At 58.9% G+C, this 18,771-nt stretch carries 16 protein-coding genes and 1 pseudogene; 9 read left to right on the top strand and 8 right to left on the bottom strand.

Annotation, left to right across the window (positions count from 1 at the left end):
* Position 1: 1 nt before the first annotated feature.
* The 4 genes from ACIY1O_RS07985 to ACIY1O_RS07970 form a co-directional block, all read right to left on the bottom strand.
* Entirely contained in the window at positions 2–811 is an 810-nt protein-coding gene (locus ACIY1O_RS07985; protein ID WP_397474563.1) for an ABC transporter ATP-binding protein, read from the bottom strand.
* The gene (locus ACIY1O_RS07980; RefSeq protein ID WP_397474562.1) at positions 808–2,004 is read right to left on the bottom strand and encodes an ABC transporter substrate-binding protein; all 1,197 of its coding nucleotides are present in this window, start codon (positions 2,002–2,004) and stop codon (positions 808–810) included. The genes ACIY1O_RS07985 and ACIY1O_RS07980 overlap by 4 nt, the downstream gene beginning before the upstream one ends.
* Before the next feature lie 39 nt (positions 2,005–2,043).
* Positions 2,044–3,216: an alcohol dehydrogenase catalytic domain-containing protein gene (locus ACIY1O_RS07975; protein WP_397474561.1), complete on the bottom strand. Its 1,173-nt coding sequence runs from the start codon at positions 3,214–3,216 to the stop codon at positions 2,044–2,046.
* Between the two features lie 72 nt (positions 3,217–3,288).
* Positions 3,289–4,533: an FAD-dependent monooxygenase gene (locus ACIY1O_RS07970; RefSeq protein ID WP_397474560.1), complete on the bottom strand. Its 1,245-nt coding sequence runs from the start codon at positions 4,531–4,533 to the stop codon at positions 3,289–3,291.
* Positions 4,534–4,636: 103 nt separating this feature from the next.
* Between ACIY1O_RS07970 and ACIY1O_RS07965 the strand changes: the two genes are divergently transcribed.
* Positions 4,637–5,560, top strand: coding sequence for a LysR family transcriptional regulator (locus ACIY1O_RS07965; protein WP_397474559.1), 924 nt, complete (start codon positions 4,637–4,639; stop codon positions 5,558–5,560).
* Positions 5,561–5,587: 27 nt separating this feature from the next.
* Here ACIY1O_RS07965 and ACIY1O_RS07960 read toward each other — a convergent pair whose 3' ends face one another.
* Complete coding sequence (locus tag ACIY1O_RS07960; protein ID WP_397474558.1) at positions 5,588–6,553, bottom strand: DUF481 domain-containing protein; 966 nt, start codon at positions 6,551–6,553, stop codon at positions 5,588–5,590.
* Positions 6,554–6,866: 313 nt separating this feature from the next.
* Here ACIY1O_RS07960 and ACIY1O_RS07955 point away from each other — a divergent pair, with 313 nt between their 5' ends.
* The 6 genes from ACIY1O_RS07955 (at position 6,867) to ACIY1O_RS07930 (ending at position 12,979) form a co-directional block, all read left to right on the top strand.
* Complete coding sequence (locus ACIY1O_RS07955; protein WP_397474557.1) at positions 6,867–8,099, top strand: PepSY-associated TM helix domain-containing protein; 1,233 nt, start codon at positions 6,867–6,869, stop codon at positions 8,097–8,099.
* The gene (locus ACIY1O_RS07950; protein WP_397474556.1) at positions 8,096–8,290 is read left to right on the top strand and encodes a hypothetical protein; all 195 of its coding nucleotides are present in this window, start codon (positions 8,096–8,098) and stop codon (positions 8,288–8,290) included. The genes ACIY1O_RS07955 and ACIY1O_RS07950 overlap by 4 nt, the downstream gene beginning before the upstream one ends.
* 50 nt (positions 8,291–8,340) lie before the next feature.
* A complete protein-coding gene (locus ACIY1O_RS07945) occupies positions 8,341–10,479 on the top strand; it encodes a TonB-dependent siderophore receptor (protein ID WP_397474555.1) in 2,139 nt (712 codons plus the stop codon).
* Positions 10,480–10,568: 89 nt separating this feature from the next.
* Complete coding sequence (locus ACIY1O_RS07940; RefSeq protein WP_397474554.1) at positions 10,569–11,123, top strand: sugar O-acetyltransferase; 555 nt, start codon at positions 10,569–10,571, stop codon at positions 11,121–11,123.
* 239 nt (positions 11,124–11,362) lie between these two features.
* The gene (locus ACIY1O_RS07935) at positions 11,363–11,623 is read left to right on the top strand and encodes a helix-turn-helix domain-containing protein (protein WP_397474636.1); all 261 of its coding nucleotides are present in this window, start codon (positions 11,363–11,365) and stop codon (positions 11,621–11,623) included.
* A gap of 3 nt (positions 11,624–11,626) precedes the next feature.
* On the top strand, positions 11,627–12,979 hold the full coding sequence (locus tag ACIY1O_RS07930) for a type II toxin-antitoxin system HipA family toxin (RefSeq protein ID WP_397474553.1): 1,353 nt from the start codon (positions 11,627–11,629) through the stop codon (positions 12,977–12,979).
* A gap of 171 nt (positions 12,980–13,150) precedes the next feature.
* Here the strand turns inward: ACIY1O_RS07930 and gyrB are convergent, their stop codons facing one another.
* The 3 genes from gyrB to dnaA all read right to left on the bottom strand — a co-directional run bounded on the left by gyrB (position 13,151) and on the right by dnaA (position 18,193).
* Positions 13,151–15,598, bottom strand: coding sequence for a DNA topoisomerase (ATP-hydrolyzing) subunit B (gene gyrB / locus ACIY1O_RS07925; protein WP_397474552.1), 2,448 nt, complete (start codon positions 15,596–15,598; stop codon positions 13,151–13,153).
* An 85-nt stretch (positions 15,599–15,683) separates the two neighbouring features.
* Positions 15,684–16,793, bottom strand: a complete 1,110-nt coding sequence (gene dnaN / locus ACIY1O_RS07920; protein ID WP_397474551.1) for a DNA polymerase III subunit beta — start codon at positions 16,791–16,793, stop codon at positions 15,684–15,686.
* A 2-nt stretch (positions 16,794–16,795) separates the two neighbouring features.
* Complete coding sequence (gene dnaA / locus ACIY1O_RS07915) at positions 16,796–18,193, bottom strand: chromosomal replication initiator protein DnaA (RefSeq protein WP_397474550.1); 1,398 nt, start codon at positions 18,191–18,193, stop codon at positions 16,796–16,798.
* A gap of 320 nt (positions 18,194–18,513) precedes the next feature.
* Here dnaA and rpmH point away from each other — a divergent pair, with 320 nt between their 5' ends.
* Together rpmH and rnpA are read left to right on the top strand one after the other, a co-directional pair.
* Positions 18,514–18,648 (top strand): 50S ribosomal protein L34, encoded by a 135-nt coding sequence (rpmH, locus tag ACIY1O_RS07910; RefSeq protein WP_397474549.1) that lies wholly within the window; start codon positions 18,514–18,516, stop codon positions 18,646–18,648.
* A 42-nt stretch (positions 18,649–18,690) separates the two neighbouring features.
* Positions 18,691–18,771 (top strand): annotated as a pseudogene (gene rnpA, locus ACIY1O_RS07905) (ribonuclease P protein component); the annotation flags it as partial.

The following is an 18,771-nucleotide window of genomic DNA, read 5'->3' as shown; positions in this document are numbered from 1 at the left end:
GCTATTCAGAGCTCCCAAGGTAAGACTCTATGACGCTGCGATCGCGTTGTACTTCAGCGGGCGACCCCTCGGCGATCTTCTGGCCGAAGTTCAGGGCGACCACTTTGTCGGACACGCTCATCACGAGACTCATGTGATGTTCCACCAGCAGGATTCCCGTCTTCAGGCTTGAGCGTATCTGGCTGATGAGCTTGCCCAGGTCTTCGACCTCTTCATGATTAAGGCCCGCCGCCGGCTCATCGAGCAGCAACAACGACGGCTCGCTTGCCAGGGCGCGCCCCAGCTCGACCCGCTTGCGGGTGCCAAAGGGCAGTTCGCCCACCAACCGGGCCGAAACCCCGCCAAGCTCAAGGAAATCGATCAGTTCGCATGCCTTGCGATGCACTTGGGCTTCTTCGGCGGCAACACCGGGCAGCCTGAGCGCATTGGCAAGAAAGCCCTTGCCCGAGCAACGATGCTGTCCCACCTTGATATTGTCCAGGACGGACATGCTGTTGAAGAGCGCCAGGTTCTGAAACGTTCGGCCGATGCCCAAGTAAGCCATCCGGTGTCTGGAATGATCTTCAAGCCTGTGCCCGTCGAAGATGATCGATCCCTGCGAATAGGCGTACAAACGTGAGACGCAATTGAACAGCGAGGTCTTGCCCGCCCCGTTCGGCCCGATCAAGCCAAGCACCGAGTTGCGGTCCATGTCGAATGAAACGCCGTCAAGCGCGGTGATGCCTCCGAACCGCACCGTGACGCCGTCCACCACCAGAAGCTTGTCGCCCCGGACGGTGGATGCACGCTCTTGTTGCGGCGCCCGGCTCACTCGGCACGGCCCTCGAAGGGTACCCAGGCCTTGCCGTCAAAGCGCTGAAGCCGCGCCTCGTTGACCGCAAGATAGTCGGTCGGCGAGGTGTTGACTGTTACCCCGTCCATCAGCATGGCCAGCCTGACGTCCTTCAGCGAGGTGGCCACCTTCATCAGGTTCTCGCGTGTCAGGTTGTCGCCGCAGCGCTCGAGTATGATGGCCGCGAGCTGGGCGGCGGTATACGCCCACACAGTGTTCGTGTCGGCCGGGTCGCCGTCGGGATACCACTTGGCCATGAACGCGCGATACTGCTCGACGTCCTTGTCCGAGCCGCTATCGTTATCAGGGTCCTTTACCACCGAGGCGGTGACGAGTCCGGTGGAAATATCCAGGCCCGCGGGAGTGAGCACGGCGCCCTTCGAGCTGGCGATGAAACTGATGAAATGCAACGGCTCCCACCCCAGGTCGTGTACTTTCTTTATGGCCTGGGCGCCAAACTTCTGCGTCGTTATATTTAACAGCGTATCCGCCCCGGCACCCTTGAGCGCGATGATCTGGGAATCGATGCTGGGGGTGGAGATCTCGTACGACGCCTCGCGCACGATCATCTTGTCGGCCGCCGCGCCAAGCCGCTTCTTGAACGCGCCGAGGAAGTCCTTGCCGAGATCGTCATTCTGGTACAGCACACCCACCTTGGCGTCGGGCTTGTGCTCAAGCAGATACTCGGCATATTTCGATGCTTCAATCTCGTAACTGGGGTAATAACCCATCGAGTACGGCGAAGTTTCCGGATCAATGAACCTCTTGGCGCCGGTAATCAACAGCAGGCTGGGCACTTTCTTCTGGTTCAGATACTTCTGGACGGCGGCATTGGTGGGCGTGCCCAGTGTGCCAACAATGGCCAGGACGCTATCGCGCTCCACCAGCCTGCGGTGATGCTCGACCGTTCGCGGCGGGCTCAGCTCGTCGTCCAAGGTTATGAGATTGACCTTTCTTCCGTTGATCCCGCCCTGGCTATTCACCATATTGAAGTAGGCGGTCATCATTTTCCCGTTTACGGACGCCGCCGAAACCGGCCCACTGTACGGGTTGGTCTGGCCGATCTTGATTTCCGTATCGGTAACGCCGGGCCCGTAGGATTTTTCGGCATGGGCGGCACCTCCCATGCACATCAGCAGCGCCGCCAGGGCAATAGTGATTTTTTTACTCATGTCTCGTCTCCAATGTTATGGGCTCCGCAATGCGCGGGCTTAATCTGCGGCAGGCATTACCACCACGTTGGTGAATCCGCTGTCTGACGATGCGGCGGCCTCCACCGCCTCGTTGACGTCCTTCAGGCTGAAGCGCCGGTGTTCCAGCCTCGTAAGGTCGAGCGTTCGCCCCGCCGTCATCGAAGCCATTTCCTGCCCTTCGGCCACCGAGAACCAACGCGAACCGATCAGATAGGCGTTTGTCGCCAGGCCCCAAAAAGGGTCGAGCGTGATCGCCTCTGCCATACCGCCGGGCAGCACGGTTCGTCCCCCGGTGCGCATTGCCCGCATGGCTGCGATCGTCGACTCGGCGGGCGCCTTGGGAGGCAGGGCATCGACGACGACGTCGACGCCGTAGCCATCGGTCAGGGCATGAGCCCAGTCTCGAATGGAAGCAGTGCCATTGACGGACAGGACTTCGATCCGATCCGGCGCCATCGCCTTGACCCGCTCAAGCGGCTGTTGCCGGCGTCCGGTTCCCAAGATTTTGGCGGCTCCCATCGCAAGCGCCATCATGGCGGTATTGACGCCCAGAGCGCCACTGATGCCATTGATCAGCACAGTGCAACCCGGCCGCAGATCAGCCTTGCGCAAGGCGCTGTAGCCCGTACCCAGATAGCCGAATCGGGCGGCTTCCTCGTAATGCAGGGTGTCGGGAATAGTGACCAAAGAGGACTGCGGCGCCACCATGTATTCAGACAGCCCACCAAATGGGTAGCGCTCGAAGATTTTTTGCGATGCCGGCCCGCGCCCAAAGTAGCCCCGGTAGGTGAAGCTGTCGCAGTTCACGATTTCACCGCTGCGGCAGTGCCGGCAACTGCCGCAACCCGACGCCGGATTGACATAAACGCGCTGGCCCGGCTCGAACGCATGGACATCGCCACCGACCGCCACCACGACTCCGGCCGCATCCAGCCCGAAGGACGCGGGCAACTTGGGCAGGGGCATCCGCGGATGCCATTCGGGCCAGTGCGTCAGGACATTCCGAAGATTCGGAACGACGTTGCATGCCTTGACGGCCACGATCACGTCGGCGGGGCCGGGGGCTGGCGCGGGCAGTTCGTCGATGCGCAGCGGCCCGCCAAGCTCGTGCATTCTCGCTACTTGCACGGGGACGCCGGGGGTATAGCCGGCGCCCTCTTCAACGTAAGCGCCTTCTTCACTAGCCTTCATTGTCTTGTCTCCAGTAGGGCGTTGCAAAAATCTTTTTTTATTTATGTCATGGGGTGCCAGGATGTCGTTCCTTCACCCTGAAGATTCGCCGGAATGCGCTTCCTTCAAGCCGATATCGACTTCGTCCACTTTATACTCAAACAGCCATTGATAGCGTTGCCGCACTTTATCGGGCGACCATTCATTTTCAATGTATTTTTCGGCGCTTTCGGGGGCTGCCAGTTTCGGATTGTGGAAGCGCGCCGCGTTTTCGTTCGAGCCGCGCACTACGCGAACCGTGCGCTCCACACGCGCGGCTTCGTACGCGGCCAGGGCGCGGTCGGCATCGTCGCGATGCCGGACCAGCGCGCGGGCCAGCACATAACCGTCTTCCAGTGCCATGGCCGCGCCCTGGCCCAGGAAAGGCAAGGTAGGATGCGCCGCGTCTCCCAGCATCGTCACTCGCCCTACGGACCAGCGTTGGATGGGCTCGCGCACCATCAGGGCCCACTTGAAATGCGTGTCTATGGCACGGATCATCAACTGAACGTCTTCATGCCAGCCTTCGAAGTTTGCCAGACAGTCTTTTAACGACCCTTGCTGGGTCCAAGATTCGACTTGCCAGTCAAGCCCCTCGACGATGCCCACAAAATTGGTCAGTTCGCCCCGACGCAGCGGATACTGGACGACGTGTCGACCCGGGCCGATCCAGTTGGTTCCGAGAGGCAGGCGCAGGTGCGCGGGCAGGCGTTCGGTTGGGATGACTCCGCGCCAAGCGTAGCAACCCGAGAAGCGCGCGCTGTCCGGCCCGATGATCGCCGCGCGAATACGCGAATGCACGCCGTCGGAGCCCACCACCAGATCGCCCTCCACCCTTTCGCCGTTTTCCAGTACGGCGGCCGGACGGGCGCCCGAGGTATCCACGGACACGCAGCGACTGGCCAGGCGAATAGCGGCGGGATCGAGCTGGCGTACACGCTGTTCCAAAGCGATATGCAGGTCTGCGCGATGGAACATGCAGAAAGGATGGCCGTACTTCTTGCGCGAATCACTGGCCAGGTCGTAGATGTCCCACGTGCGGCCGGTGCTCCAATGGCGAATGACCTTGCCGGTGGTTTCAGCACCCAGCATTGCAACAACGTCATCCATGCCCAACAAGCTCAGTACGCGGGTAGCGTTGGCGCTGAGTTGAATGCCCGCCCCCACTTCTCCAAGTTCGGCGGACTGCTCAAGGACGGTCACGCGAAAGCCCCGTTGCAAAAGGGCTAGCGCCGCGGTCAAGCCGCCCAGGCCCGCGCCGACGATCACGATACGTTCGATAGCCTGCGAATCAGCCATTTAAAGCCCGCCTCTGATGATCCAAATCAAGTTATCGAGTATTAGACATGCAGGCGCACTTCAAGTAAAACATGTTTATCAAATAAATTTAAAAGCAGAGCTAATGAATATTTCGCTACGTCAACTGAAGGCGCTTGTGGAGATCGCCCGCCTGAAAAGCTTCACCCGCGCCGCTGAAAATCTGCACATTACGCAACAGGGACTAAGCCTGATGGTTCAAGACATCGAAAAACAATTCGAATGCCGCCTGTTCGACCGCACGACGCGAACCATGTCGCTTACGCCGTCCGGGAAGCAACTGGTCGACGCTGCGCACCAGGCCATTTCGTCCTTGGAAACCGCGGCTTCCACTATCGGGCAGTTGTCTTCTCTGGCAAAAAGCACCTTATCTGTCGCCATTACCCCCCTTATCTCCGCCAGCGTGGTGCCACAGGCCCAAGCCATTTTCAGCAAGAAGCACCCCGATGTGACCGTTCGAATCGTCGATGTCGAACGCGGGATGATCCAGGGGCTGGTGGAGTCCGGGGAAGTGGATGTGGGTTTCGGCATGTTCGTGAAGCCTTCGTCCGGCATACAGCGCCGGCAAATCTTCCAGTGCGACATGGTGTGCATTTCGGCGCCAGCGCGCCCCTCTGCATCGCCGCTTTCCCGCGTGCGGAAGCTGCCCTGGTCCGAGCTGGCCGACCGACCACTGATCGGGCTGCCGCTCGACAATCCCGTACAACAGCTTGTCGACAGCCATTTGGCCAAGATTTCACGCGGTAATGAGCAACGCCCCACGTTCAACAATATTCCGACCATACTTGCGATGGTCGAAGCGGGCTTCGGCAGCACCATCCTGCCTTCGTTTGTCGTCTCTGCCGCGCGGCGCCTCAATGTCGAAGTCGCCCTGATGGAAGACCCCGTTGTTCCCATGAACTACTTCCAGATCAACCTCAAAGGCCGCGCCCGGGCCGAAACGGAATCCGATTTCGTCCAGTCGCTACTCGAAGTCATGCGGTCGCACTGCACGCTGCACAATGCCTGACCGTGTCGCCGCCCGCGGGCAGGCCGGCTACCAATGCACGCCCAGGCCCACCGAGTATTTTCTTTCGTTGGTGGAGTCTTTCCCCGACATGGTAATGCGGTTGTATCCCGCCTTGGCGTACAGCGACATCCACTGGGTGACGCTATAGCGCAAGCCAAGCTCGGCCTCCAGGTTGTAGTTTGATCCGTCCTTGAAGGGCCGGCTGAATTCGCCCGTGGTAAACACCTGCCATTGCTTGCCGGCCAGATAGCGCGTGAAGTTCCAGCCCAGACCCGCCGCCTGGAAGTTGTCACGTGTATCGTCGTGGTATTTGTAGCGCGTGTGCGTCAAGAAAGTCGTCATCGAAAACGCGCCCAGTTCATCGTCCCAGAACTGATAACCCGGGCCGGCGGCAAACACGACCTGGTGGGCGGGGTTGGCCATCTGGTCGCGACCGTAGCGCAAGCGCCCCCGCAGAAAAAGCTTTTCAGACACGAAACGGTCGACCATATACGCCGCGTTGTAGTTATAGGTGCCCACCACGCTGTCCTGAGTCTTGCGCGCGAAGTCGAACTTCAGTCCGTGGCGCCACCAGTCCCGCCGAGCCGTGGCGTGCGCCGCCGCGCTCCAGTTCTGGTTACTGCTCGACGCGTGGGTAGCATTCAGGGCAAGGTCGACGCCGCCGTCGAAGCTCCAGTCACGCATGAATACGTGTGCGTGTGGGCGCACAAGGCGTTCAATATCGGCCAGCGCCACCTCGCCAGGGGCGGCCGCTACCTCAGTTCCGACCGTCGGCTGCAAGGCGGCGGTATTTCCGAGCTGGCCGGTGGAGGCTAATCGCGCCTCATACCCCGAAGGCAGGCCTTTTGCGCGCATAAGCATCGGATCGTCTGTTTGAAGCTGTGCAACCTTGTCCCAGGCGATGCGGATTTCGCCCGCGTAGTCAGTGCTTAGAACAAGCGTACCGCTGTCCATCAGCAGCACGTCACCGGTAAGCTTGTCGCCGTTGGTCAAGACCACTGTATCCGCCCATGCGCATGACACGGCCAGCCACAATGCCGCAAATATGAAGCCACTACGCCCCTTCCTGAGATTACACACCGCCAAAAACCTCCCCTCGCTGTTGTCATTAAAAGAAAAATAAAAACAGGCGCTGTTACATAGCGCCTGTGCGGGTAATGCTAACAGGCCTGACCTTACGGGGGCAAGGCGCGTCGGCGCGTGGCGCAGAATTTTCTTACTTTTCGGATCAGAAATAGCTGTACGAACGATAATAGTTTGCATTATTATCTAGCCTTTATCGTCCTTTGGAATCGAGGTTCCGACAATGACGGCCGCAGCATCGCTTAAAACCTGGTACTGGTGGCATAAATGGACAAGTCTCGTCTGCACGCTGTTTTTGCTGGTAATTTGCATTACCGGCCTGCCACTGGTCTTCCATGAAGAAATCGAACACTGGCTCGAAGAGGGCAAGCCGTACGCTGTCGTTGAGGAAGGCGCGCCCAGAGCCCCGGTCGATCAACTCATGGCGTCGGCCCGGGCGCAATACCCGAACGAGGTTGTTGAATATGTCTACTTCGATGACCATCACCCTGCCGTCTATATCGGCATGTCTCCGTCGCACGCGGGCGACCCCAAGCTCACGCACTACATGCGTTTCGATGCTCACACCGGCGAGCTGCTGCACGACGCGCCGACAGTGCAAGAAGAACAGTTCAGCTTCATGGGGTTCATGCTGGCCCTTCATGTCGACTGGTTCACTGGCTTGCCCGGCCAGCTTTTCCTGGGCCTCATGGGGTTGCTGTTCGTCATAGCCCTGGTCTCGGGCGTCGTTCTGTACGGTCCATTCATGAAGAAGCTTGATTTCGGTACGGTGCGCAAAGACCGATCTCGCCGGCTGAAGTGGCTTGACGTACACAACCTGCTGGGCATTGTTCTACTTGGATGGATGATGGTGGTGGGCCTGACCGGCATCATCAATGAACTGTCGCGCCCTCTGTTCGCCCTGTGGCAAAGCACCGACGTGGTCGAACTGACGGCCGCCTACCGTGACACGCAGCCAACACAGCAACTGGCCTCTGCCGATGCAGCGCTGCGGGCCGCAGCCCAGGCTGTACCCAACCACCGCATCATCAGCTTCAGCCATCCCGGAAACCAGTTTGCCACGCCGCATCACTATATGGTGTGGACACACGGCGCCACGCCCTTTACTTCTCATCTGATCATCCCGGTGCTCGTCGATGCCGCCACAGCCGAGGTAACGGCGGTGGCCAAGCCGCCGTGGTATCTGACCGTGCTGGCATTGTCGCAGCCCCTGCATTTCGGCGACTACGGCGGGCTGCCCCTGAAAATACTATGGGCCTTGCTGGATCTTTTGACCATCGTGGTGCTGGTCAGCGGCCTGTACCTGTGGTTTGCGCGCCGCAAAGCCACTGACGCCCGCGTCGCCCATCTCATGCAAGCACGACGGCACCCGCCGGAGGCCGCGCTGGCCAAAGCCGCGCATGCCAACTCTGTTTCAGAGCCCATGGAAGGCAGTTCGACCGGAGCCGGCTCATGACACTGCGCAAATACCCAATAACAAGAATTTGGGGCGTGCCCATCGCCCTGATCGTGCTCACCTGCGTCGGGCTGCTGTCCGCCTTGCTGGGCACCGGAATCTGGCACTGGGCCTCGTGGCTCTGTCTGGCGATTCCGCTGGGCGCCGGTATCGGCTACTGGCTGCGTCCTCGCAAGAAGTCGCCCTCGTAGCTCATCGGCATACAACTCTATTTATCGCAGCACACACCACGGAGTACGCAATGCCCCATTCATTGTCGGGCCGGCCCGCAGCCCGGGCGGCCGCAGCATTGGCGTCGACCGGTTTTCTGGCCGCCTCGCTAAGCTGCGCACCAGCTATCGCTCAAACCGCCACTTCATCGCCCGCCGCAACCCAAACGTTAAGCCCCATCACCGTCAGGAATAGCGGCGGCGCCCTGGACCCGGTTGAAGGCTATACCGCCACGTCGGCGCTCAGCGCATCCAAGACAGACACGCCCCTGATCGAAACACCACAGTCCGTTACTGTGATTACAGCAGATCAGATCCGTGATCAAGGCGCCCAAGGGCTGCAAGACGCCCTGAACTACGCGGCTGGGGTAAGGTCGGACGCCTACGGGCTTGATTCACGTTCAGACAACTTCGCCGTGCGCGGGGCAACGCCCACCACCTATCTTGATGGTCTTCGCACCAACTACCAGTACTACACCAGCACCACGCGAACCGAGCCCTACACCCTGGAACGCATCGAGGTGCTGCGCGGCCCATCCTCGATGCTGTATGGCCAGGGCAGCACGGCGGGCGTGGTGAATATGGTGTCCAAACGTCCGCAGGCGGAAACCTCGCGAGAGGTCGGCATCCAGTACGGTTCGCACAACCGCCGCCAGATCCAGGCTGACCTGACAGGCGCTTTGGATGAAGACGGACGCTGGCTTTACCGCGTGGTGGCGCTTGGACGCAAGTCGGACACCATGGTCGACCATGTGCGAGACGACCGCCTGGTGTTCGCCCCGTCGTTTACCTGGCAGCCTTCGGATCGCACGTCCTTAACGCTGATGGCGCTTTGGCAAGACGATAAATCGGGGTCCACCGCCCAATTCTTTCCGTGGGAAGGAACCTTGCTGGACAACCCCAACGGCCAGATCGATACCCGTACTTTCATCGGTGACCCTGACTGGGACCGGTACGACTCCAGCCGCCGCTCGATCGGCTGGGCCTTCGAACACGAACTCAATGACAACTGGACGGTGCGGCAGAATGCGCGCTGGTCATACAACCACGTGGACTATCGCAGCTTGTACGGAGATTCGTTCTCGCTGCCGGGGGGCTGGGCTGCAGACCCCATCAACAAACGCCTGATCGGACGCTACGCCTGGGGCTCGGACACCACCGTACGCATGGCTCAGGCGGACCAGCACCTGCACGGAAAGTTCGACACCGGCCCTCTACGGCACGACCTGCTCATCGGCGCCGAGTTCACCCACGCCAAGCACGAAGAATCCACCGCCTATGAAGACCCGGCAACCGTACCGCTGATAGACGCCTACAACCCGGTGTATCCCAACTATACGCCGCCCGCCTTCTTTGGCAGCCCCACCATGCGCCAGCGCGACATGGGCGTTTACATCCAGGACCAGATGAGCCTGGACAACTGGATCTTCGTAGCGGGCCTGCGTCGCGATCAGTCCAAGAACAGGGTGGACGGTTCGGCCAGTCATGACAGCAAGGCCATCAGCAAGCGCTTCGGCCTGCTGTACGCCTTCCCTATCGGCGTATCGCCATACGTCAGCTACAGCGAATCGTTCACTCCCGAGCTGGGCCGCGATGCCGCCGGCAACGCCTTCGTGCCTTTGCGAGGCAAACAATGGGAAGCCGGACTTAAATACGAATCACCCGACCGGTCTACCCTGGCTAATGTCTCGGTATATACATTGCGCGAAGAGAACCGCCTCATCGCCGACCCCAACAACCCCTTGCAAAACACTCAAGCAGGCGAGACCCGCAACCGGGGGGTGGAACTGGAATTGAAGACCTCCGTGGCCAATGACCTGGACCTGATCGTCAACTACAACTATCTGGACGTGGATGACCAGTTGGAAGGACAGCCCAGGCATCAAGCCTCGGCATGGGGCAAATACCGCTTCGCCCTGAACGACATGCCCGGGTTCTCGGTGGGTGCGGGCGTACGCTGGTTCAGCAGCTTTCGCGATGGCAGCGGCCCCGAAGTGCCCAGCCTGACCCTCGTCGACGCCATGCTGGCATACGACACAAAACACTGGCGCCTGGCCTTGAACGCCAACAACCTGTTCGACAAGGTATACGTATCGACATGCCTGGAGCGTGGCGACTGCTGGTATGGCGCGCGCCGGTCGGTAGTGGCCAGCGCTACGTATAAGTTCTAAGAAACCGGGCGGGGCAACCGTGAACCAGCCTGTCCTTTGTCACATCAGGCTTCATAATTGCTATAGGGTAACGGCCCCAGGAGCTTACGATGAAGTCCGAACGACAAAAAATGATCGCAGGAGAGCTCTACCATCCACTGGACAAAGAGCTGACCGCCGCCCGCATACGTGCACGAAACTTGTGTCGGGCCCTTGATGCCGCGGGCGATAACGACCAAGCGCGCCAGGAAGTGCTTTGCGAGCTGCTCGCCGCAGGCGCCGGCTCTGCCATTGTGCAAACGCCGTTCTACTGCGATTACGGCTTCAACATCCATCTGGGCGAGCGGGTCTTCTTCAATTTCAATTGCGTCATTCTGGATGTGTGCAGGGTAGATATCGGCCACTTCACGCTGCTTGGTCCTGCGGTGCAAATCTATACCGCCATGCATCCCATGAATGCCCAAGAGCGTCGGCAAGCCGAGTACGGCAAACCTGTATGCATAGGCTCGGATGTATGGGTGGGCGGGGGCGCCATTATTTTGCCGGGTGTAAACATAGGGTCTGACACCGTGATTGGCGCGGGCAGTGTGGTGACACGCGATGTTCCAGCCGGCGTCTTCGCAGCAGGCAACCCTTGCCGAGTCGTTCGTGAGTTAACCGTGTAGCCATGTGCCAGCGAGCACAGCTTCAAGCGCCGCCCATCGCGATCAGGTCGGTGACACCAGAGTCTCGTCCCAACTGAGACAACATGGCCGTAACCTGCCCTCGGCGGCACACCGAATACGGTTTACACCTCATGCGCCACCGTCCGATGGATATTTGTATTTCTGATGTACATAGTGTGTTGAGTATTTTCGTTTTACAAATTATAATTTGTATAGTGAAAATACAGCACAAGGTTTGTATGCCAGACTTTACTATTCGCACCGCAGAACAGCTTCCGGTACTGCTCCAAGCGTTTCGCAAGCAAGCTGGGTTGACCCAATCCGCTGTGGCGATGCGCCTGGGCATCACGCAACAGACGCTCTCCGCCTTGGAGCGCAACGCAGAAAAAGTCAGTGCGGACCGACTCCTGGCGCTTTTAAGCATCTTGGGTGTGGAACTGGTGCTGCGCCAGGGCCGCGGCTCACCAGCACCAAAGCCGCCAACTGGTCCGAATTGGTAAGCCATGGGTCGACGCTCTCACACTCAGGCCTTGTATCTCTGGATGAACGGCGCTTTCGTCGGCACCTGGAGCGTGCGGCCCCACGTTGGCGACACATTGCAGTACGACAGCGGCTGGGCGGCTTCCGGACAAGGCCGGCCGCTGTCCCTGTCACTGCCTTTTACACCGGGCAACCAGCCGCATCGTGGCAATGCCGTACGTGCCTACTTCGAGAATCTGCTCCCAGACAGCCAAGATATCCGCGAACGTGTCGCGCGCCGGTTTCAAGCGGGCTCGACGGAGGCGTTCGCGTTGCTGGCAGAGGTTGGACGAGATTGCGTGGGGGCACTGCAGATACTTCCTGACAACGTTCCACCCGAGGGCGTCCAAGAAGTGAAGGCAACGCCGCTGAACGACGCCCAGGTGGCCAAAGTATTGCGCAACACCCTGACACCGGCATCGCTAGTCAGCCAAGGCAGTGCAGATGTCGACTTTCGGATTTCCATCGCAGGTGCACAAGAAAAGACAGCCCTGTTGTGGCTCAATGGCCAGTGGTGTGTGCCACATGGCTCGACGCCAACCACGCATATATTCAAACTACCACTAGGCCCGGTCGGCAACCTCAGATTCGATATGAGCGGGTCGGTCGAAAATGAATGGCTGTGTTCCCAGATTCTGCACGCATACGGTCTGCCAGTGGCGAGCACGCAAGTCCTGCAGTTCGAGGATATGAAGGTGCTTTCCATCGAGCGCTTCGACCGCACGTGGTGGGAGAACGAAGAAGGCAAGAGATGGCTTCTCCGGCTACCTCAGGAAGACATGTGCCAGGCAACCGGAACCCCGCCGCACCTGAAGTACGAGTCCGACGGAGGACCCGGAATGCATACCATCATGAAACTGCTGGCCACCTCCCGAGACGCTGACCATGACCGGCGTACGTTCTTCCAGGCCCAAGTCCTCTTCTGGATGCTTCGAGCCACCGACGGCCATGCGAAGAACTTCAGCATTTTCCTGCGCCCTGGCGGAACCTATGAACTCACTCCGCTGTACGACGTGCTCTCTGCCTACCCGGTCATCGGTACAGGCGTGAACCAGTTATCTCCATTCAAGGCGAAGATGGCAATGGCGGTGCGCTCAAAAAACGCGCACTGGGCCATGCGGGACATTGTGCGTCGGCATTGGCTGGCTGTGGGCACAGAGCATGGCGTCGTGACTGCGGATGGCCGCGGCACCGAGGCGGTACTCGACGAGATAGCGGCACAGACCCCGGAAGTAATACGCACGGTCCGCGCACTGCTGCCCGATAAATTTCCCGAACATATCGCCGACAGTATCCTCAACGGACTACAGGACGCAGCCGATAAATTGGCCGGTTAGCCATGAGGCACAGGCTGCCACCGCTTGTTCCTGGTTGGGCTATTACCAGGAACAGGGCTTACTAAACTGCTGCCGGCACTGCCGGCGATCGGCCCAAGCAAATGGTCGCCGACCCAGCACTGCCCTGCTTATCCCGTAAAACTGGCCGCCTATTTCCGAAGCCGACAAAAATCAAGTATCAATATTCCCCGCCTGCAGCGCATGTTTTTCAATAAACGCGCGTCTGGGCTCGACGTTATCTCCCATCAGGGTTGTGAATACTTCATCCGCAGCAATGGCGTCTTCTATCTGCACACGCAACAAGCGGCGTACGCTGGGGTCCATGGTGGTTTCCCACAGCTGTGAGGGGTTCATTTCGCCCAGGCCTTTGTAGCGCTGCTTGCTGACGCTGCGCTCTGCTTCGGCGCGCAGGAACTGCATGGCTTCGCGGAAGTCGCCGATGGGCTTTTGCTTGCGCTTGTCGCCTTCGCCACGAGCAATGACGCCGCCTTCGCCGATAAGGCCAGAGAATGTCTTGCCGGCCTTGACCAGTATGGCGTAGTCGGCGCCCAGCACGAATACGCGGTCGAAGATGGTAACGCGCACGTTGCCGTGATGCATGCGCTTGACGACCAATCGCCACGCCGTGTCGTCTTCGTTAGCCTCGACCTCGACCTTCACATCGGGCATGGCGGGGTCTTCGATGGCGGCTTGCAGCCGGCGAGCGGAATCGGCAGCGCTTTCGGCGCTGCTAAGGTCAAGCTCGACGCCTTCGGCAATAGCCGAGAGCGAGTCAACGTCCATCTGCCTGGTCAAACGATTGATGACCGCATCAGCCATGATGTAGTGGCGCGCCAATTCGCCCAACGCATCGCCGCTGATTGGGTTGGCGCCCTTGCTGGGGATCAGTTCGGCATCTTTCAGGGCCACTTGCATCATGTACTGGGCTTCTTCCTGGTCGTCCTTCAGGTAGCGCTCGTCTCGGCCAACCTTTACCTTGTAGAGCGGCGGCTGGGCAATATATACATAGCCGCCGTCGATAAGTTCGGGCATCTGGCGATACAGCAGGGTAAGCAGCAAGGTACGAATGTGTGCGCCGTCGACGTCGGCGTCGGTCATGATGATGATGCGGTGGTAACGCAGCTTTTCGATGTTGAAATCAGGGCCGATGCCGGTACCGAGCGCGGTGATCAGGGTGGTGATGGCCTCGCTGGCGATCAGCCTGTCAAAGCGCGCTTTTTCCACGTTCAGCACCTTTCCGCGCAGCGGCAGAATGGCCTGGAACTTACGGTCGCGGCCTTGCTTGGCGGAACCTCCGGCCGAGTCACCCTCAACAATGTAGATTTCGCTTTTGGCGGGGTCCTTCTCTTGGCAATCGGCCAGCTTCCCTGGCAGGCCCGCCCCTTCGAGCACGCTTTTGCGGCGAGTCATTTCGCGGGCTTTGCGCGCGGCATCACGGGCGCGGGCGGCCTCGATGATCTTGTTGCACAGGGCCTTGGCATCGTTGGGGTTTTCAAGCAACCAGGTTTCCAACGTACGCGACACAGCTTCTTCGACTGCCGGACGCACTTCGCTGGAAACCAGCTTGTCTTTAGTTTGGCTGCTGAACTTGGGCTCGGGCACTTTCACCGAAAGCACGCAGGCCAGGCCCTCGCGCATGTCGTCGCCGGTGGTGTCGACCCTGGCTTTCTTGGCCATCTCGTTATCGGCAATGTACTTGTTCAGGATGCGGGTCATGGCGGCCCGCAAGCCGGTAAGGTGGGTGCCGCCGTCGCGCTGCGGAATATTGTTGGTGAAGCACAGCACGGTTTCGGTGTAGCTATCGTTCCATTGCATGGCAACGTCAACACCAATGGTGGCGTCGGCCACCGTAGATTCGGTGCTTACCGCAAACACATTGGGATGCAACACCGTCTTGGCTCGATTGATGTACTCAACGAAACCCTTGACCCCGCCCAGGAAGGCGAAGTCTTCTTCTTTGCCCTGGCGCTCGTCGACGAGCCGGATCTTGACGCCGTTGTTCAAGAAAGACAGCTCGCGCAGCCGCTTGGCCAAGATATCGTAGTGGTACTCGATGTTTTCAAAAATAGTGTCGTCAGCCAGGAAATGCACCCGGGTACCCTGCTGATCGGCCGTGCCGGTGACATGCAGGGGCTCGACACGCTCGCCCTGGCGAAACTCTATTTCGTGGGTATTGCCCTTGCGCCAGATGGTAAGGCGCAGCCATGCCGACAAGGCATTCACGCAAGACACGCCCACGCCGTGCAAACCGCCCGATACCTTGTACGAGTTGTGGTCGAACTTTCCGCCGGCATGCAGCTCGGTCATTACGATCTCGGCGGCGCTGCGCCCTTCCTCGTCGTCTTTGTGAATATCGGTGGGAATGCCCCGGCCGTTATCGGTTACCGAGATACTGTTATCAGCATGGATGGTAACGACAATGTCGTCGCAGTAGCCGGCCAGCGCTTCGTCAATGGCGTTGTCGACCACCTCGAAAACCATATGATGAAGACCCGTTCCATCGGATGTGTCGCCGATGTACATGCCCGGACGCTTGCGGACAGCTTCCAGGCCTTTGAGCATCTTGATGGAATCGGCGCCGTAGCCTGCTTCACTGGCAATCGTGGTTTGATCTGACATAACTGAATTTAGAACCTTAAATGCGCCTTACGGCGAATGACCGCGCGGCAAAAGGCCGCCGGCCTACCAACGGGCATCGGAAAAATCAGATGCGCATCGGCATGACGACATACTTGAATTGATCGTCATCGGGGGAGGTGATAAGCGCGGACGCGTTGACGTCGGGCTGTACCGACCACCTGACCATTTCGGTCTTGACGTTTGCGAGAACATCGAGCAAATAGCTGACGTTGAAACCGACATCCAGCGGCTCGTGGCTGTAGTCGATGTCGATTTCTTCCAGCGCCTCTTCTTGTTCGGCGTTGGATGAGGTTATTTTAAGCTGGTTGTCTGAAAGCTGGATTCTCACGCCCTTTAGCTTATCAGTTGTAAGAATTGCCGCACGCTGCAGGCTGCCTTGCAGAATTTCGCGATTGACCAGGAAATGCCGCGTGTAGTTGGTAGGGATGACGCGGGTGAAATCGGGAAACTTGCCTTCAACCAATTTGGACACCAGCTCGACATCGCCAAAGCGGAAACGAATCTGGCCCGGCGCCACGTCGATGTCGACGAGGTCGTCGTTATCGCCCAAGAGACGCTGCATCTCAAGAACAGTTTTGCGCGGCACGATCACGTCATGCCTGCTTTCGATGCCTTCTACCTCGGTGCCGCTATGAGCCAGGCGATGGCCGTCGGTAGCCACGGCACGCACCCAGCCCGGCTCGAATACGAACAGCAAGCCGTTCAGGTAATAGCGAATATCTTGTTGCGCCATGGCAAAGTGCACCATGTTGAACAAGTGCTTGAGTGTTTTTTGCGGCAACGAGAACGAAACATCCCATTTTTCGGGCTGCGCCAAGGTGGGGAAGTCGTCAGACGCCAGTGTTTGCAGGGCGAAGCGGCTTTTGCCCGATTGCACCGTAAGCTTGCCCGAGGCAAGTGCCACTTTCACTTCGCCCGAGTCGGGCAGCGCGCGCAAAATATCCAGCAGCTTGCGGGCTGCAACCGTGGTCGATTCGCTGGCATCGCCAAGGCCGAACTGCGCATGCGTTGTAATTTGCACTTCAAGATCGGTGGCAATAAATGCAAGGTCTTGGCCCTGCTTGCGTAACAGGATATTGGCTAGAATGGGCAACGTATTTCTTCTTTCGACTATTCCCGCCACCGTGGACAACGGTTTCAACAAGGCATCGCGAGTCGTTTGTATGAGTTGCATGGTTATCCTTTTAAGGTTTGTTCTAATACGTGTAATGCGTGATTAAGTTCTGACTGCTTGGAACGCAAATCGGATATCTTGCGCACGGCATGCAACACCGTGGTGTGATCGCGCCCGCCAAACAAGTCGCCTATCTCGGGCAGGCTTTTTTGCGTAAGTTCTTTGGCCAGGTACATGGCGATCTGCCTGGGTAGTGCAATATTGGCCGGCCGACGTTTCGAATACATGTCGGCCACCTTGATCTTATAAAAATCTGCCACCGTCTTCTGGATGTTCTCGACCGTGATCTGGCCGTTTGACACCGAAAGCAGGTCTTTGAGGGCGTCTTTGCACACCTCGACCGTAAGCACCTCGCGCCCGTGGAACCTTGCGTAAGCCGAAACCTTGCGCAATGCCCCCTCGAGCTCGCGTACGTTGCTTCGCAGATGCTTGGCGATGAAAAACGCCACCTCTTCGGGCATGGTGACGCCCTCGGCCTCGGCCTTGCGCAGCAAAATGGCCACCCTCATTTCCAGCTCGGGCGGCTCAATGGCCACGGTCAGGCCGGAATCAAAGCGGGAAATGAGCCGGCTGTCGATGTTGGACAGCTCTTTGGGATAGGTGTCCGAAGTGATGATGATCTGCTTGCGCTGAGCCACCATGGCTTCGAACGCATAGAAAAACTCTTCCTGGGTGCGGTTCTTGCCCGCGAAAAACTGGATATCGTCAATAAGAAGCAGGTCGAGCGAATGATAATAGCGCTTGAATTCGTCGAAAGCCTTACGTTGGTAGGCTTTGACAACATCGGACACGTATTGGTCAGCATGGACGTAGCGCACGCGAGTGCCCTTGCCGCTTTGCAGCAGGGCATTGCCAATGGCATGGATCAGGTGAGTCTTGCCCAGGCCCACGCCGCCATACAAGAACAGCGGGTTATATGAAACGCCCGGGTTTTCCGCCACCTGAAGGGCAGCGGCACGCGCCAACTGGTTTGCCTTGCCCGTTACGAAATTATCGAAGCGCAATTCGGTATTCAGGCGCGAGCGGTCATGAATGACCTCGGCGGCCGCCGCTTGTTGCGGCGCAGAGTTTTCAGTGGTTTGCGTGGAGTTTGCGTCGGCAGCCGGCGGCGGAGGCGCTGGAACCTGCCCCGAGGGACGGATCGATGCGGCGCTGGCGGCCGCCAGCTCGAACGCCACCTGGACGGGGCGTTCGTACCACTCGCTGGCCAGGGTTTCGATCTGATGAGAGAAATTCTTGCGCACCCAGTCAAGCTTGAAGCGATTGGGCGCAGACACGCGCAAGACCGCCTGCGTTTCGTCGAACGCCAGCGGAACCAGGGGGCGTATCCATGCACTAATTTGCTGAGGAGGTAGGTCTTGCTCCAGACGCTGAACGCAAGTCTGCCAAAATTCTTTCATGTCCACCACTTGAGTAAACCTCGATTCTACCCTGTTGGAGGCCAAGTTATCCACAAGGCGGGACAACTTGGACACCCCGGCGGGTACGCTATTATTTGACTAAAAACCCACAATCTGTTGAAATGATGGGCTTTTGCAATTTTTGATTGCCGTTGCCGTCATTGAGCTATTTGCTTTAAAGAAGAAAACTTCCAAAGCAAAACTCTTAGGCAGGCCGAAGCTCTTGCCTTCAAAACGAACGCTTCAAGATGCTCGTCTTTTAAGGTTGCCGCTTTAGGCTCACACCCCCCAAACACCCCAATTTCGTTCCGGTACACACCATGAAACGCACTTTCCAACCTTCCGTTACCCGCCGCAAGCGCACCCATGGCTTTCTCGTGCGCATGAAGTCCCGCGGCGGCCGCGCCGTAATCAATGCCCGTCGCGCCAAGGGTCGCAAGCGTCTGGCCGTCTAAGCCCGTCGCCGGCTTTCAAGCCGAAAGCCGCCGAGCCCGCATATGCGTGCCACGCTTAGTCCGGCGGCGCGCCTGCACCGCCCCTCCGAGTTCGTCGCGGCCCTTAAAGGCCGGCGCGTCGCG

The sequence above is a fragment of the Pusillimonas sp. genome (assembly GCF_044464525.1).
Taxonomy (GTDB): domain Bacteria; phylum Pseudomonadota; class Gammaproteobacteria; order Burkholderiales; family Burkholderiaceae_B; genus Pusillimonas.
This window is presented reverse-complemented; position numbering and strand designations above follow the sequence as displayed.